Here is a 16525-nt window from a genome sequence, read left to right as displayed (position 1 = left end):
TTTGCATCTGGCCGAAAGAAATTGTTAACCATACTTCTTGAGCCTGCTTTAACCTAAATATGATTATTGGTTGGTTACGCAGGAACATCAAATCTTAAGGAGCTCCGGCCCATGCGCCGTTTCCAGTCGATTGCACGTAGCCCTATCGCTATTGCCCTTTTCATGACGCTTGCCGTTGCCGGTTGTGCGTCCAAGAAGAACCTTCCGAACAATGCCGGTGATCTTGGCTTGGCTGGTGGCGCTGCAACGCCCGGCTCTTCGCAGGATTTCACCGTGAATGTCGGCGACCGTATTCTGTTCGATCTCGATTCTTCGCTGATCCGCGCTGATGCGCAGCAGACCTTGTCGAAGCAGGCCCAGTGGCTGCAGCGTTATCCGCAGTACTCGGTCACCGTCGAAGGCCATGCCGACGAACGCGGTACACGTGAGTACAACCTTGCACTCGGTCAGCGCCGTGCAGCTGCAACCCGCGACTTCCTCGCGGCTCGTGGTGTTCCAACCAGCCGCATGCGTACCGTTTCCTACGGTAACGAACGTCCAATCGCCGTTTGCGATAGCGACTCCTGCTGGTCTCAGAACCGCCGCGCTGTTACCGTTCTCAACGGTGCTGGCAGCTAAGTTTCAGCAATTAGTCTAAACCTAATCCGGAAAAAGCGGCCTTTGGGCCGCTTTTTTTGCTTCAGACCCCGACTATTGGTGGTTTCGACAAATTTTGGCCGAAGTCAGCAGTGTCATAGGGAAAGCATCTTTGCTTTTTATGGATTTTCTCTAAAAGCTGAGAGAGCCGTGAGAAATTGGGTGTTCAGATAATATTCAGGCACGGTGCCTGATCATTCTGCACATAACCATGATTATCGCGGTTCAAGATTTTAGGGTACATGAGCGATAGGGGCAAAAAGGAATGAGGAAACCAATGAGAAAAGTGACGCTGGCAATTGCCATGCTGCCGCTTTTGGCAAGTGCTCCGGTTCTGGCGGCATCTGTTTCTTCGCAGCAAGGGCAAATCCAGCTGGCGCAGGCGGGTGATCCCGGCGGTGGGCAGTTTTCGCAGCAGGTCTGCAATCTCGCGCATCAGAATGCGCAGTCCTATGCTCGCATCCTGCAGCTCCGTGATAAGATGCTAAAGATCCAGCGCGATAACGAAACCCGCTTCCAGGCACTGGAAAAGGGGCGGGGCGGCGCTCAGAACCATGTCAGCATCGGCTCGACCGCGATACTTGATGATGCCATGCGCGATAGCGGTGGCGCGGGCGGGCAGGGCGGATATCAGAGCCCGGGCTTGCAGCAGGAGTTGATCCGCAATCTCACCGGTAAGGTCGAGGATGTCGATGCGCAAATTGCGTTCACGAACGAGCAATTGCAGAAGACGCAGGACGACAATGAATTCCGCTTCGAGGAACTGGAAAAGAAGAAGGGTGGCGGAGCCGCAGCGCAGGCAAATGCGGGCCAGAACACGCCTGTCGCGCCTCCACCGGGAAGCGATCTCTGCACGCAAGGCATGGCAAATCCTGCAGCCATTGCAGACACGCTTGGTGCCCGTGCTGAAGCGATGAACTTCCAGGTCCTTGAACTGCAGGACCAGATGCAGAAAATGCAGGAAGAAAACGAACGCCGCTTCCAGGCACTGGAAAATGGTGATCGTGCGGATGCTGGCGGCGCGCCAAATGATGGTGGCAACACATCACTGGCAAGTGCTGCTCCTGCTGGAAACCCCGATAACGGGGTTTCTGGAAGCACTGCGCAAGACGGTAATTTGGGTTCTTCTTCTCAAACGGCGGCCAATGATCCATCGGGCGCCGATTCCATGGCTATTGGTTCGGGTTCCGCTCAACAGGGCAACCCTCAGCGTGGGGAGCCGCCGAGAACGCTTGGCTCCATCCGGTTTGACAACAATGGCAATGTAATCGGCGAAACGATGAATGTTGAGCCACGCCCGGTAGAACAAGGTGCTGCACTTCCTGCTGGTGAAGCGGTTGCGTCTCTTCCGACCGATGACAATCCAAATTCGCTGTATCAGGCTGCTTATCAGTACCTGATGTCTGGCGACTATAAGGCTGCGGAGACTGGTTTCCGCGAGCACATTAAGCGTTATCCTGCTGATCCGACAACGGCGGAAGCACGGTACTGGCTCGGTGAATCGCTTTATGGTCAGTCACGTTTCCCGGAAGCAGCAACGGTCTTTATCGACACGCAGCGCGATTACCCGGATTCAAAGCGTGCGCCGGAGAATATGTTCAAGCTCGGTATGACGCTTGAAAAAATGGACAACCATGATGTTGCTTGCGCGACTTTCAAGCAGATTCCTGACCGCTATCCGAATGCGGCGCCCGCAATTTTGAAGCGGGTAACGGATGAGCGCACGCGTATTAAATGCTGACCGCGGAGATCATTTGTGGGGCTTTCCCCGACCGAAATTTTTAAATCTTTCGGACTTGAGAACGCCAAAGGAATTGTGGCTGCCGTTTCAGGCGGGAGCGATTCACTGGCGCTTTTGTTCCTTTTGAAAGAGTATCTCACGACGCTGGATAGTCCGCCGTCGCTGACTGCAGTTACCATCGATCATCGTTTGCGCGACGAATCGGCCAACGAAGCCGAGGATGTGGGGCGTCTTTGCAATGTGCATGGCATTGCTCATCGTGTCCTGGCCTGGGATGACCCGAAGCCTAAAAGCGGTGTCGCTGCTGCTGCCCGTTCTGCACGCTACCGGCTTCTGGTGCAGGCCGCCCAAGAGGCGGGCGCAGATTTTATCGCCACCGGGCATACACGCGACGACCAGATCGAAACATTCCTGATGCGGAGGGAACGCAGCTCTCATTCAGAAGCGCGTGGACTTGCGGCAATGGCTTCGCGTTCATGGCTGGAAAACTCCATCGAGCTGATCAGACCGTTGCTCGATGAGCAGCGAGCGGAGTTGCGTCAGGAGTTGATAAAGCGAAATGTCGTGTGGATCGATGATCCGAGTAACGTAAACACGAATTACGAACGCCCGCGTGTGCGCATGACGTCTGCTGCTGAGGCTGATCCTGATTTGGTGCTCGCCCAGATCGCGCTCGCAAGCGCTGCTCGTAAACGCGATAATGCAGCTCTGATTGCGGTGTTGGCTAATCCGGATTCTGTGACTATGAGCCCGCTTGGCACGATCACTGTCGGTGCCACTATCTATGCGGCCTTGCCGGAAAATGTGCGGCGGCTGTTTTCAGGTCTGCTTGCTTCCATTGCCGGTGGTCGGCGCTTTTTGCCCGGTGATGCTGAACGATCCCGCATCGAGAGAGTTTTATCCGGGCAGGAAAAAAGCGATCGGATGACGGTTTTCGGAGCGCTGGTTGAACTGGGCAAGAAGGGGCAACCACACCGCTTCAGGCGTGAGCGGCGCAACCTTCCTGTCATGCGTCTTGACCCCGGTCAGCGGATCATTTGGGATGGGCGTTATCGGTTCACCAATGAGGACGCGCATTCATTTGATATCGGTGCTCCTGAACGGCAGGAGCTTATCGATTTTATAAAGAACACCGGGCGGGAGATTGATTCGAGCCAACGGGAAGCCTTGCTGGTACTCCCGGCCTTATATGAAAACGGCAAGCTCTCGCAGCTTCCTGCAATGATTGGGCAGAAACTGCCCATAGGAATCAGTGTCGAACGGCATTTCGCGATCTTCGATCATGTGTTGCCGGGTTACGATTTTGGGCTGGCAAATGCCGTTGAAAAGCGGTTTGGCCGTGAATGTCCTAATTTTTATAAACCAGAATGACAAGAATCGAAGACGAGGCGGCTCTCGCGCCTTGGCAAGGCCTTCCTTCGATCCTATGTTAAGTCGAAACATCGTCCCGTTCTCGCGGGATGGCCGTGGTATCGATTGGACCCGTTATGAATCCGAACTATCGCAACTTCGCCCTTTGGGCGATCATTGCTCTGCTCTTGATCGCGCTGTTCAACCTGTTCCAGAGTCCTGGCCAGCGCACCAATTCCCGTGAAGTTTCCTATTCCCAGTTTATCGACGACGTTTCCAACGGGCGCGTAAAGTCGGTAACAATTACTGGTGAGCGGATCAGCGGTACGTTTGCCGATAACGGCTCGACATTCCAGACCTATTCACCGGGTGATACCGGACTGGTTTCCCGTCTCGAGGAAAAGGGCGTGGCCATCACTGCCCGTCCTGAAAGCGACGGTTCCAGCTCGCTCTTGGGTATCCTTCTGTCCTGGCTGCCGATGATCCTTATTCTGGGTGTGTGGATTTTCTTCATGCGCCAGATGCAAGGCGGTTCGCGCGGTGCGATGGGCTTTGGCAAGTCCAAGGCCAAGCTTCTGACCGAAGCGCATGGCCGTGTGACCTTTCAGGACGTAGCAGGTGTTGAAGAAGCCAAGCAGGATCTGGAAGAAATCGTAGAATTCCTGCGTGATCCGCAGAAGTTCCAGCGTCTGGGCGGTAAGATTCCACGCGGCGTTCTGCTCGTTGGACCTCCCGGAACCGGTAAGACGCTTCTTGCGCGTTCCGTTGCTGGCGAAGCCAATGTGCCGTTCTTCACGATTTCTGGTTCTGACTTTGTTGAAATGTTTGTCGGTGTTGGTGCAAGCCGCGTCCGTGACATGTTCGAACAGGCCAAGAAGAATGCGCCTTGCATCATCTTCATCGACGAAATCGACGCCGTCGGTCGCCACCGTGGTGCCGGTCTTGGCGGCGGCAACGACGAACGCGAACAGACGCTGAACCAGCTTCTGGTCGAAATGGATGGTTTTGAAGCAAACGAATCAATCATTCTGATTGCTGCAACCAACCGTCCCGACGTTCTTGACCCAGCGCTTCTTCGTCCGGGCCGTTTCGACCGTCAGGTCGTGGTCCCGAACCCGGATATCGTTGGTCGCGAGCAGATCCTGAAAGTGCATGTGCGTAATGTTCCGCTTGCACCGAATGTTGATCTTAAGGTGATTGCACGCGGTACGCCGGGCTTCTCCGGTGCTGATCTTGCCAATCTCGTGAACGAATCTGCCTTGATGGCGGCACGTCGCAACAAGCGCCTTGTGACCATGCAGGAGTTCGAAGACGCCAAGGACAAGATCATGATGGGTGCGGAACGCCGCTCTGCCATGACGCCGGAAGAAAAGGCCAATACGGCTTACCACGAAGCAGGGCACGCTATTGTAGCGATGAACGTTCCGAGTTCTGATCCGGTCCATAAGGCAACCATCATTCCGCGCGGTCGTGCACTGGGTATGGTGATGCAGTTGCCGGAGGGTGATCGTTATTCGGCGACCTATACCTGGATGGTTTCGCGTCTGGCGATCATGATGGGTGGTCGTGTGGCCGAAGAGCTGAAGTTTGGCAAGGAAAACATCACCTCTGGTGCTTCCTCCGACATTCAACAGGCTACCAAGCTCGCTCGTTCGATGGTGACCCAGTGGGGTTATTCCGACAAGCTCGGTCGCGTGGCTTATGGCGACAATCAGGAAGAAGTTTTCCTTGGCCATTCGGTTTCGCGCACGCAGAATGTTTCGGAAGAAACCGCACAGATCATCGATGCCGAAGTGCGTCGTCTGATCGACGAAGCCTATGCTGATGCAACTCGTATCCTGACCGAAAAGCGTGAGGACTGGATTGCTCTTGCAGAAGGTCTGCTCGAATATGAAACGCTGAGCGGTGATGAAATCAAGGAACTGATTGCTGGCAACAAGCCATCGCGTGATCAGGGTAGTGATACACCGTCCCGCGGTTCGGGTGTGCCTAAGGCTGGCAGCGCGCGCAAGCGCAAGGGTGAGGAACCGGGCAATGAGCCGGGCATAGAGCCTAACCCGCAGCCGCAATAAGCATCTTTGCAAATTTTGAAAGCCGGGCAGTTTGCCCGGCTTTTCTCTTTTGTGGGTATAAAATCCATAACAAGGCTCGGTTAAGGATTTCGGCGCATCATGAGCACAATGTGGGGCATGAGGCTTTGATGCGATCTGGTTCCCCGAAAGGTGAAATTGCAATGACGGGTGGTTTTGCGCTAATAACGCAGACAATCGATTACCGGACTAAAAGGTTCGGCTGCCATTGCCGTCTCACTGGTTTAACAGCGACTGATATTTGATTGCTTCGAGATGGCTCTATGGCGCAACGCAAGGCTAAAAATATGACACGCAAATATTTTGGAACAGACGGCATTCGCGGCAAGGCAAACAGCTTTCCGATGACGCCTGATATTGCCATGAAAGTTGGTATGGCAGTTGGGCACATCTTCCGTCGCAAGGGCCAGGCGTCGCGCGTTGTGATCGGCAAGGATACCCGTCGTTCCGGCTATATGCTGGAGAACGCTTTGGTGGCTGGTTTCACTGCCGCTGGCATGGACGTCTTTCTGCTCGGGCCAATTCCGACACCGGCTGTTGCCATGTTGTGCCGCTCATTGCGTGCCGATATCGGCGTGATGATTTCCGCCTCGCATAATCCGTTCTTTGACAATGGCATCAAGCTTTTTGGCCCCGATGGCTTCAAGCTTTCTGATGAGATCGAATTGCAGATCGAAAGCCTGATCGATAGCGATCTCTCAGCGCATCTCGCGACCCATGGTGAAGTGGGCAAGGCAAAGCGCGTTGATGGCGATATTTATCGCTATATCGAATTTGCGAAGCGCACGCTGCCGCGCAATATATCGCTCAATGGTCTGCGTGTGGTGGTCGATTGCGCCAATGGTGCGGGCTACAAGGTAGCGCCTTCGGCCCTATGGGAACTTGGTGCAGAAGTCATCACCATCAATGATGAGCCGAACGGTATCAACATCAATGAGGATTGCGGTTCAACCCATCCCATCGGTTTGATGAAGAAGGTGCATGAAGTGCGGGCCGATGTCGGTATTGCGCTTGATGGCGATGCGGATCGCGTTCTGCTCGTCGATGAAAATGGAACTGTGATTGATGGTGATCAGCTTCTGGCAGTGATTGCCGAATCATGGGCTCGGTCTGACCGCCTGCAAGGCGGCGGTATCGTTGCGACCATCATGTCCAACCTTGGTCTCGAACGCTTCCTGCATGATCACAATATGACGCTTGCGCGTACCAAGGTCGGTGATCGCTATGTGGTCGAGCATATGCGTGAGCATGGCTTCAATGTGGGTGGCGAGCAGTCAGGACATATTGTTCTGTCGGATTTTGCCACGACCGGCGATGGGCTGGTATCAGCCTTGCAGATTCTTGCGGTTGCGCAGGAAGAGAACAAGCCACTGAGCGAGCTGTGCCGTAAGTTTGAACCCGTGCCACAGCTTCTCAAGAATGTCCGCACCACTGGCGGTAAGCCGCTTGAGAACAAGAAGGTCAAGAGCGCGATTGACGAAGCCACTGAACGTCTTGGCGCTCAGGGGCGTCTGGTCATTCGTCCATCGGGAACCGAGCCGCTTATCCGCGTGATGGCGGAAGGGGATGATCGCATTCTCGTCGAAAAGGTCGTGAACGATATTATCAGTGTGATTTCTTCGGAAAGTGCAGCGGCCTGATTAAAGCATTTCCAGCAAAAAGTGCGAAGCGGTTTTGCGTAGGATAATGCGAAAAAACAAATAGTTACAGCGGCTTCAACGATTCAGTCTTAACTGGAACCGCTGTAAGCCGAAGGCATTTGAAACACAAAAAGCGCGGAATTTTCCGCGCTTTTTTGTTGCCGATATGCCCTGCCGCATACTTTAGAGAAGCTTAATAAATGTAGTTAAAAAACAAGGTTAAGTTGTATTTAACTTTTCCTGAATAATCTGCCCCAGAATATTCGGTTCCGACGCGGTTGCGGCGTGACAAATCGATGGGGCAGATAAATGAACAGTCTTATTAGAAATTTGTGTGCTGGTTTGGCCGCATCGGCAGCCTTGATGGCTTCAGGTTCTCTTGGCTTGGCGGCGGACTATATTGAACCCGTACCGGAAGTGGTTGTCGCTCCCCCAGCCGTCGGAGGCTGGTATCTGCGTGGCGATGTGGGCTACTCAGCGGCGAAATTCCGTGGTGCCAGCTATACGCTGCCGGGCGGTGGTGGCTGCAATACCTGTGGTGAAGGCGATCCGCAGATCCATGGCGGCAAGCTGAAGGGCTCGTTCCTGCTTGGCGGTGGTGTTGGTTATCAGGTGACCGATTACTTCCGCACGGATTTGACGCTCGACTACATGACCCGTGCGAAGTTCACCAGCGACCGCGATGAAAGCCAGATGTCTGCACTGTCGCTTCTGGCCAATGCTTATGTTGATCTCGGCAATTTCGGTGGTGTGACGCCTTACGTCGGTGCCGGTATCGGTGGTACCCGCGTGAAGTGGGATGATCTTGTTGATACGACGAATGGTGGCGTACTGTCCGGTGACGCAAACTGGCGCTTCACCTATGCTCTCATGGCCGGTGCCTCGGTTGATCTGACCCAAAACCTTAAGCTCGATGCTGGTTATCGTTATCGCCATATCAATGGCGGCAAGATGTTTAATGGTGCTTACGGTGTTGGCGACGGCTATGACAAAGGCATGAATGTCCACGATGTACGCGTCGGCCTTCGTTATATGTTCGGCGGCTGATCGTAACTCATTGATTGAAACGAAGGCTCGGGTGACCGGGCCTTTTTCTTTTTGTTTCCAAAAATACTGTCCAAACTGCACATAAGTTATTTTTGTTACTATTTTTCGTTTTTAAAATTTCAGTTTGCGCATACAAGGCCGCAAGAAATTAGTGTTGCCTGAAAAATAAAAGTTAGACTGTGCGCAGTCTGAAGGGAGAGAAATGAAAACCCTCGTAGCTTTGTCAGATTTCGTCGGACGTTCATTTGCCGTCTGGATTATCGTCTTTGCCGTACTTGGTTTCCTGCTGCCATCGACGTTCAGCGTGTTTGCGCCGTGGATCGTCGTGTTGCTCGGCATCATCATGTTTGGCATGGGCCTTACGATTTCGACCAAGGATTTCGCGGAAGTTGCCAAACGGCCGTTTGAAGTACTAATCGGTGTTTTTGCCCAGTTCCTGATTATGCCGCTTCTTGCTGTTTTGCTGACGCGCATTATCCCGATGTCACCGGAAGTCGCTGCGGGTGTCATTCTAGTTGGTTGTTGCCCGGGCGGCACCGCAAGCAATGTGATGACCTATCTCAGCAAAGGCGATGTTGCGCTCAGCGTTGCTTGCACCAGTGTGACAACCTTGCTCGCACCGCTTGTCACGCCGTTTCTGGTCTGGTTCTTTGCCAGCCAGTATCTTCCGGTCGATGCGATGAGCATGTTCGTCAGCATCCTCAAGGTTATTCTCGTGCCGCTCGCGCTTGGCTTCATTCTGCAAAAGCTGATGCCAGGTCTTGTGAAGGCAGCAGTTCCAATGCTGCCGCTGGTGTCGGTTATCGGTATCGTTCTGATTGTCGCTGCTGTTGTTGCAGTCAACAAGGTAGCCATCGCCCAGTCCGGTGCACTCATCTTCGCGGTCGTCGTTTTGCATAACGGCTTTGGTTTGCTGTTGGGTTATTTCGCGGCACGCGCCGCTGGTCTGTCGCTTGCCAAACGCAAGGCAATCAGCATTGAAGTTGGCATGCAGAACAGCGGTCTGGGCGCAGCACTTGCGAATGCGCATTTCTCGCCATTGGCGGCTGTTCCGAGTGCCGTTTTCAGTGTGTGGCATAATGTTTCCGGTGCGCTCATCGCAAGCTATTATGCACGTATGCATGAAAAGCCCTCCAGGAAGTAAATCTTGAGGCATTTAAACCCGCCGGGGCGACCTCGGCGGGTTCTGCAAAAATAACTTTCACGCCATATTGTGAAAATTTTGCTTTCCGGTATTTTCGTCAGCGGGCCACGCCTCCCCAACGAGGCGCGTGCTATCTGTGAGGATAGGAAACAAAATGACGACGATTGCGAAGCCGGCAGTTCGCCCGGCTAACCCTAATTTTTCATCTGGTCCCTGTGCAAAACGCCCCGGTTGGTCGCTTCAAGCGCTCGCCGATGCGCCGCTTGGCCGTTCGCACCGTGCGAAAATCGGCAAGAACAAGCTGAAAGAAGCCATCGACCTTACCCGCGAAATTCTCGGCGTTCCGGCTGATTACCGCATTGGCATCGTGCCTGCATCCGATACGGGTGCGGTGGAAATGGCCTTGTGGTCGCTGCTTGGTGAGCGCGGCGTTGATATGGTTGCGTGGGAAAGCTTCGGCTCCGGCTGGGTCACAGACGTGATCAAGCAGCTTAAGCTCGAAGACACCCGCACCTTTGTTGCGCCTTATGGTGAGCTGGTCGATTTTGCCGAAGTTGATTTTGACCGCGACGTTGTTTTCACATGGAATGGTACGACTTCTGGCGTTCGCGTACCGAATGCGGATTTCATTCCGGCAAATCGCAAGGGTCTGACCATTTGCGATGCGACGTCGGCTGCTTTTGCACAACGCCTTGATTTCGCAAAGCTCGATGTTGTTACCTTCTCCTGGCAGAAAGTGCTGGGCGGTGAGGGCGCGCATGGCATTCTCATTCTCTCCCCACGTGCTGTTGCGCGTCTGGAAAGCTATAAGCCAGCATGGCCGCTGCCAAAGATTTTCCGCCTGACTTCTGGCGGCAAGCTGATCGAAGGCATTTTTGTTGGCGAAACCATCAACACCCCTTCGATGCTCTGCGTTGAAGATTATCTTGATGCACTGAGCTGGGCGCGTTCCGTCGGCGGTCTCGAGGGTCTTGTCGGGCGTGCGGATGCAAACTTCGCCGTACTCAATGCCTTCATTGAGAAGACGCCGTGGATTGCCAATCTGGCGCAAAAGCCAGAAACGCGCTCCAACACGTCTGTTTGCCTGACCATCGTTGATCCGGAAGTGACTGCACTTTCGGCGGATCAGCAGGCAGCTTTCGCCAAGGGCATTGTTTCAGCACTCGAAAAAGAAGGCGTTGCCTTCGATATCGGTGCGTATCGCGACGCTCCTTCGGGATTGCGTATCTGGGCGGGTGCGACGGTAGAGGCTTCTGATCTTGAAGCTCTGACGGCTTGGCTCGACTGGGCCTTTGTCGCACAGAAGGCCGCGCTGAAAGCCACCGCCTAATTCGGGGAAATGCATGAATTCGTGGTCGCGTTGGGGCGATCACGGTCAGCATTCCATTTGTCGCGATGCATGGTCCAAACACAAAGCCGCTACATAGATTTTGCAGGGCATTGCTGGACATGCTCGATTAAAGATTACTTGAAGGAGGCCCTTATGGCACCTCGCGTACTCGTATCCGATAAATTGTCGCCTACCGCCGTTCAGATTTTCAAAGACCGCGGCGTTGAAGTTGATTACCTGCCAGATCTTGGCAAGGACAAGGAAAAGCTGCTTGAAATCATCGGCCAGTATGATGGCCTTGCTATCCGCTCCGCCACCAAGGCAACGGAAAAGCTGATTGCAGCAGCAACGAAGCTCAAGGTTATTGGTCGCGCCGGTATTGGTGTGGACAATGTTGATATTCCGGCGGCATCGCGCCGCGGTATCATTGTGATGAACACTCCTTTCGGTAATTCCATCACCACGGCGGAACACGCAATTGCACTGATGTTTGCAGTTGCGCGTCAGCTCCCCGAGGCTGACGTTTCCACACGCGCTGGCAAGTGGGAAAAGAACCGTTTCATGGGTGTTGAAATCACCGGCAAAACGCTCGGTGTTGTCGGTTGCGGCAATATCGGTGCGGTGGTTGCAGCGCGTGGTATCGGCCTCAGGATGCATGTTGTTGCGTTTGATCCGTTTCTATCGGAAGCGCGGGCGCAGGAACTAGGCGTTGAAAAGCTTGAGCTGGATGAGCTTCTGGCGCGTGCTGATTTCATCACGCTGCATACACCACTAACCGACAAGACACGTGGCATCATCAATGCAGACGCACTTGCAAAGACCAAGCCAGGCGTTCGGATTATCAATTGCGCGCGCGGTGGTCTGATCGTTGAAAAAGATCTGGTGGAAGCTTTGAAATCGGGTCACGTGGCAGGTGCTGGTATCGATGTTTTCGAAGCCGAGCCTGCAACAGAGAACGAATTATTCAATCTGCCCAATGTGGTCTGCACACCGCATCTTGGTGCCTCGACTTCCGAAGCACAGGAAAATGTGGCGATCCAGGTGGCCGAACAGATGTCGGATTATCTCGTCAAGGGCGCGGTATCCAATGCCATCAACATGCCGTCGATCACAGCGGAAGAAGCGCCGCGTCTCAAGCCGTTCGTCAAGCTCGCAGAGGTTCTGGGTGCCTTTGTCGGTCAGGTGACGGACGAGCCTATTCAGGAAGTGGAAGTGCTTTTTGATGGTGCGACTGCGGCCATGAACACGCGCGCTCTGGTCAGTGCGGCTCTTGCCGGTCTGATCCGCCCGCAGGTGGCTGATGTGAACATGGTTTCTGCACCAATCATGGTGAAGGAACGTGGGATCATCGTTTCCGAGATCAAACGCGACAAGTCCGGTATCTTTGACGGCTATATCAAGCTGACTGTCAAGACCACCGAACGTGAGCGCTCGATTGCCGGAACCTGCTTCTCTGATGGCAAGGCACGCTTCATTCAGATCAAGGGAATCAACCTTGATGCCGAAGTCGGTCCACACATGCTTTATGTCACCAATGTCGACATTCCGGGCATGATCGGCCTGCTCGGAACGATCTGTGGCAAGCACAATGTAAACATCGCGAACTTCTCTCTCGGACGTAACCATCCGGGTGGCGATGCCATTGCAATGCTCTATGTCGATGACAGGATTCCACAGGCAGTACTTGACGAACTCATTGCTCAAGAGGCAATCAAGGCGGCAAGACCTTTGGAATTCAACATCGAGGAAGCTTGAGCAACATGACGGACGGGATTGAACAGGCAGAATGGCGACGCATGCAAGCGCCGGATATGGCGGGTGTAACGGCTGTGGCCAATGTCGTTCATCCCGACTTCTTCGAGGATGAGGCGGTCTTCCGGGACCGCTTCAGCATTTATCCGGCTGGTTGTTTTGTACTGGTGCGCGGCAACGAAATTCTTGGTTATGGCATCAGCCATCCATGGAAACTTGATTCGGTTCCCGCCCTTAATTCGGTGTTGGGTGAACTGCCCAATGACATCAGTACTTATTACATTCACGATATTGCACTTCTGCCTGAAGTCCGTTCTGGTGGGCAGGCATCACGTGTTGTCGAACTGATGGCAGCGCAGGCTGAGCGTGACGGCTTTGTCACCATGGCACTCGTCGCCGTTAATGGCTCGCAGGGGTTCTGGGAAAAGAAGGGTTTTGTTATCCGCGACGTGCCTGCACTCGAAGAAAAGCTCAAAGGCTATTCGGATGAGGCGCTTTATATGGTCCGCGCCGGTTAGATCGTAGATATTCCGGATCAGGCGGTCTGCAAATGGCGTTCTTCTCCGCTTCCGGTGCTCATGTACCCAAAAGTACACTCCGCTCCGGTTCTCGAAGAACACCATTTTCACCTCGCCATATCCGAAATCTCAGACGATCTGACGCTATCTTTCCACGTCTTGGTGAAAATATTCGTATTTTTTGCATGTAAAGAGTCGCGTAAGCGGGATTCAGTCTGTATAGAGACGAGGGATCAGCACCTCGCGTTAAATAGTCGGGGCTGCTCGCGATCCTTGGGTTTTTTAAGAACGGCTAAAGCCGGACCGAGGAGTTTTCTCAATGGCTAATGTGGTTGTCGTCGGGTCGCAATGGGGCGACGAGGGCAAGGGAAAGATCGTGGACTGGTTGTCCGAGCGCGCCGATGTGATCGTGCGCTATCAGGGCGGTCATAACGCGGGTCATACGCTTGTCATCGATGGCGTCAGCTACAAGCTTTCGCTTCTGCCATCCGGCCTTGTGCGCGGCAAGCTGAGCGTGATTGGCAATGGTGTTGTGGTTGATCCGCATCATTTCGTCATGGAAGTCGAAAAGCTTCGCGGCCAGGGCATCGAAATCACGCCAGACGTGCTGCGCATTGCGGAAAACGCTCCGCTGATTCTCTCCATTCATCGCGAACTTGACGCTATGCGCGAAGGCGCTACTGAAGGCCTCAAGATCGGCACGACCAAGCGCGGCATTGGCCCTGCTTACGAAGACAAGGTTGGCCGTCGCGCAATCCGCGTCATCGACTTGACTGAGCCGGAAACGCTTGAGCCAAAGGTTGAGCGTCTGCTCACTCATCACAACCTGCTGCGTCGTGGCATGGGCCTTGAAGAAATCTCGGTTAAGACCATTCTTGAAGAGCTGACTTCGGTTGCCGACAAGATCCTGCCTTACATCGATCAGGTCTGGCGCGTTCTCGACGAACGCCGTAAGGCTGGCGCACGCATTCTTTTCGAAGGTGCACAGGGTGCATTGCTCGATAACGACCACGGCACTTATCCGTTTGTGACTTCGTCCAACACAGTTGCCGGTCAGGCAGCTGCCGGTTCGGGTCTTGGCCCAACAGCAATTGGTTATGTTCTCGGCATTACCAAAGCTTACACCACCCGCGTTGGCGAGGGTCCATTCCCGACAGAACTTAATGACGAAATCGGCGAGTTTCTTGGCACCAAGGGCCATGAATTTGGCGTGGTAACGGGTCGTAAGCGTCGTTGCGGCTGGTTTGATGCGGTTATCGTTCGTCAGACCGTTCGCACATCCGGCATCACGGGTATTGCGCTGACCAAGCTCGACGTTCTCGACGGTCTTGAAGAAATCAAGATTTGCGTTGCTTATGAACTCGACGGCAAGCGCATTGATTATCTGCCGTCTTCGATGGGTGCGCAGGCTCGCGTTAAGCCGATTTATGAAACGCTGCCAGGCTGGTCGGAAACGACTGCCGGTGCACGTTCGTGGAACGATCTTCCGGCGCAGGCGGTCAAATATGTCCGCCACATCGAAGAGCTGATCGGTGCTCCGGTTGCCATGCTCTCGACCAGCCCGGAGCGTGAAGACACAATCCTCGTAACCGATCCGTTTCATGATTGATTGATCTTAAGTTCTCATACAGAGAAAATGCCCGGTTTGCTGTTATGGCTGACCGGGTATTTTTTTAAGGTTTTTTCGCGATCATTTTGAAAGGGCTTACTTAATCGTTGCTCTGGGCTTTGCTTTCCATTGATTATTGTGATTATTGAGACATTTATTGCATCTCGTACTCGCGGAAACTGGGTAAGACGGCATGGCAGATTTTGTAGCGGTTCTGAAAAAGACAATCGATGCGCAGGCAGACAAATCGCCTGAACTGCGCCAGCGTGTCTATGCAAAGGCGCGCGCGACGATTGAGCAGAAGCTTGTGACGGCAAATGCCTCGCAAGTTGTGGCTGTTCGCCAACGCAAGATTCTCGAAGACGCTATTGAAGAAGTCGAGGCGTTTTACGCTCCGCCGGCATCGACGCCAGTGGTTGAAGAACCGCAGACCGATCCGCTGGAAGATTTTCTGCACGAATCAACGCGTTCGACACGAATGTCATCCTATGATGATGAAGGCCCGGTTCCGACTGAGCGTCGCTATTCCGACAGCGACGTCGATGGTGATGATGATACTGCGCCGGTCCATTCCCGTAGCAATGATGACTGGGCAGTTGAGCGTGATCGGGATGGTTCGGACGACACGGCATATGCCCGCCGCGGGGAATATGCCGATCGTGATGTACGGAAAGAAAAGCGTTCCTATGCTGGATTGATTATTGGTCTTGTTGCTCTTCTGGCCGTTGGTGCCGGAGGTTATGTCGTATGGACCAACAAGGACAAGTTGCAGGAACTTGCTTCAAGTCTTGGTCGCAGCGATGCGCCTGCAAGCGGTGACACCGGTACAGCGCAACAGCCTGCAGAGCAGACCCCGCCCGCTGGGCAGACCGCAGGTAACGAACAGCCGTCAGGTGAACAGACGCCGCCGGCATCACCTGAAGAACAGAAGATGACGCAGCGCCTCATGCCGGATGGCAGTGAGACGGATGAAGGCCCATCGGGTGGTCAGGCCGGTGTTGGCGAAGGCAAATCGACTGCCGCTTCAACGTCAGCGCCTGAGCAAACCAACACGCAGAATCAGCCGCAATCTCAGCAGGCTGTCGCTGTTGGCCAGCAGGCGCTTCTCTATGAAGAACGTGGCGGTACGGAAACCGGTTCGGTCGAGCGCGGAAATGTTGTCTGGTCGGAGATCCAGGAAAGCCCGAGTGAGGGCGAACCAGCAGCACCTGCCATTCGAGCAAGCGTCTCGATGCCTGACAGCAAGGTTGAGCTGAAGATGACGATCCGCAAAAATACGGATCAGTCGATTCCTGCCAGCCATCTGATTGAAATGGTCTTCACTGTGCCGGAAAATTTCGTTGGCGGTGTCGTCGACAATGTTCAGCGCATTACGTTCAAGGATACTGAACAGGCTGCGGGTAACCCGTTGATCGCTGTGCCGTCCAAGATCGCGGATAATTTCTTCATTATCTGGCTTAATGACGCAAAGACTGCACAGGATACGAATCTTTCGCTGATGCGTCGTCTGCAGTGGATTGATATTCCGGTTTCCTATCGCAATGGTCGCCGTGCTTTGATCAGCCTCGAAAAGGGCGTTCCGGGCGAGAAAGTCTTTAACGACGTTCTGGGTGCCAGCTAAGAATCGGAACAACGAATCAAAAAAAGGCCGCTTTAAGCGGCCTTTTT

General features: G+C 53.9%; 12 protein-coding genes. All 12 read left to right on the top strand.

Annotated elements, in window-relative coordinates; translation table 11 throughout:
- Positions 1-111: 111 nt before the first annotated feature.
- The 12 genes from pal (at position 112) to ACSME1_RS04755 (ending at position 16478) form a co-directional block, all read left to right on the top strand.
- A complete protein-coding gene (gene pal, locus ACSME1_RS04810) occupies positions 112-618 on the top strand; it encodes a peptidoglycan-associated lipoprotein Pal (protein ID WP_024895710.1) in 507 nt (168 codons plus the stop codon).
- Between the two features lie 283 nt (positions 619-901).
- Complete coding sequence (gene ybgF, locus ACSME1_RS04805) at positions 902-2377, top strand: tol-pal system protein YbgF (RefSeq protein WP_036566551.1); 1476 nt, start codon at positions 902-904, stop codon at positions 2375-2377.
- A 15-nt stretch (positions 2378-2392) separates the two neighbouring features.
- Positions 2393-3748 carry a tRNA lysidine(34) synthetase TilS gene (gene tilS / locus ACSME1_RS04800; RefSeq protein WP_024895708.1) on the top strand — a complete coding sequence of 452 codons (1356 nt, stop codon included), beginning with the start codon at positions 2393-2395 and terminating at the stop codon, positions 3746-3748.
- Positions 3749-3864: 116 nt separating this feature from the next.
- On the top strand, positions 3865-5799 hold the full coding sequence (ftsH, locus tag ACSME1_RS04795) for an ATP-dependent zinc metalloprotease FtsH (protein WP_024895707.1): 1935 nt from the start codon (positions 3865-3867) through the stop codon (positions 5797-5799).
- Between the two features lie 305 nt (positions 5800-6104).
- Positions 6105-7457: a phosphoglucosamine mutase gene (gene glmM, locus ACSME1_RS04790; RefSeq protein ID WP_181151659.1), complete on the top strand. Its 1353-nt coding sequence runs from the start codon at positions 6105-6107 to the stop codon at positions 7455-7457.
- 309 nt (positions 7458-7766) lie between these two features.
- The gene (locus ACSME1_RS04785) at positions 7767-8504 is read left to right on the top strand and encodes an outer membrane protein (protein ID WP_024895705.1); all 738 of its coding nucleotides are present in this window, start codon (positions 7767-7769) and stop codon (positions 8502-8504) included.
- A gap of 202 nt (positions 8505-8706) precedes the next feature.
- Positions 8707-9648 carry a bile acid:sodium symporter family protein gene (locus tag ACSME1_RS04780; protein ID WP_105535285.1) on the top strand — a complete coding sequence of 314 codons (942 nt, stop codon included), beginning with the start codon at positions 8707-8709 and terminating at the stop codon, positions 9646-9648.
- A gap of 154 nt (positions 9649-9802) precedes the next feature.
- Positions 9803-10978, top strand: a complete 1176-nt coding sequence (locus tag ACSME1_RS04775; RefSeq protein WP_105706843.1) for a phosphoserine transaminase — start codon at positions 9803-9805, stop codon at positions 10976-10978.
- Positions 10979-11131: 153 nt separating this feature from the next.
- Entirely contained in the window at positions 11132-12733 is a 1602-nt protein-coding gene (serA, locus tag ACSME1_RS04770; RefSeq protein WP_024895702.1) for a phosphoglycerate dehydrogenase, read from the top strand.
- A gap of 5 nt (positions 12734-12738) precedes the next feature.
- Complete coding sequence (locus ACSME1_RS04765; protein ID WP_024895701.1) at positions 12739-13248, top strand: GNAT family N-acetyltransferase; 510 nt, start codon at positions 12739-12741, stop codon at positions 13246-13248.
- 319 nt (positions 13249-13567) lie between these two features.
- Positions 13568-14857, top strand: a complete 1290-nt coding sequence (locus ACSME1_RS04760; protein ID WP_024895700.1) for an adenylosuccinate synthase — start codon at positions 13568-13570, stop codon at positions 14855-14857.
- Between the two features lie 193 nt (positions 14858-15050).
- On the top strand, positions 15051-16478 hold the full coding sequence (locus tag ACSME1_RS04755) for a hypothetical protein (protein WP_024895699.1): 1428 nt from the start codon (positions 15051-15053) through the stop codon (positions 16476-16478).
- Positions 16479-16525: the final 47 nt, after the last annotated feature.

It is taken from the genome of Brucella pituitosa (assembly GCF_965577835.1).
Classification (GTDB): domain Bacteria; phylum Pseudomonadota; class Alphaproteobacteria; order Rhizobiales; family Rhizobiaceae; genus Brucella; species Brucella pituitosa.
This window is presented reverse-complemented; position numbering and strand designations above follow the sequence as displayed.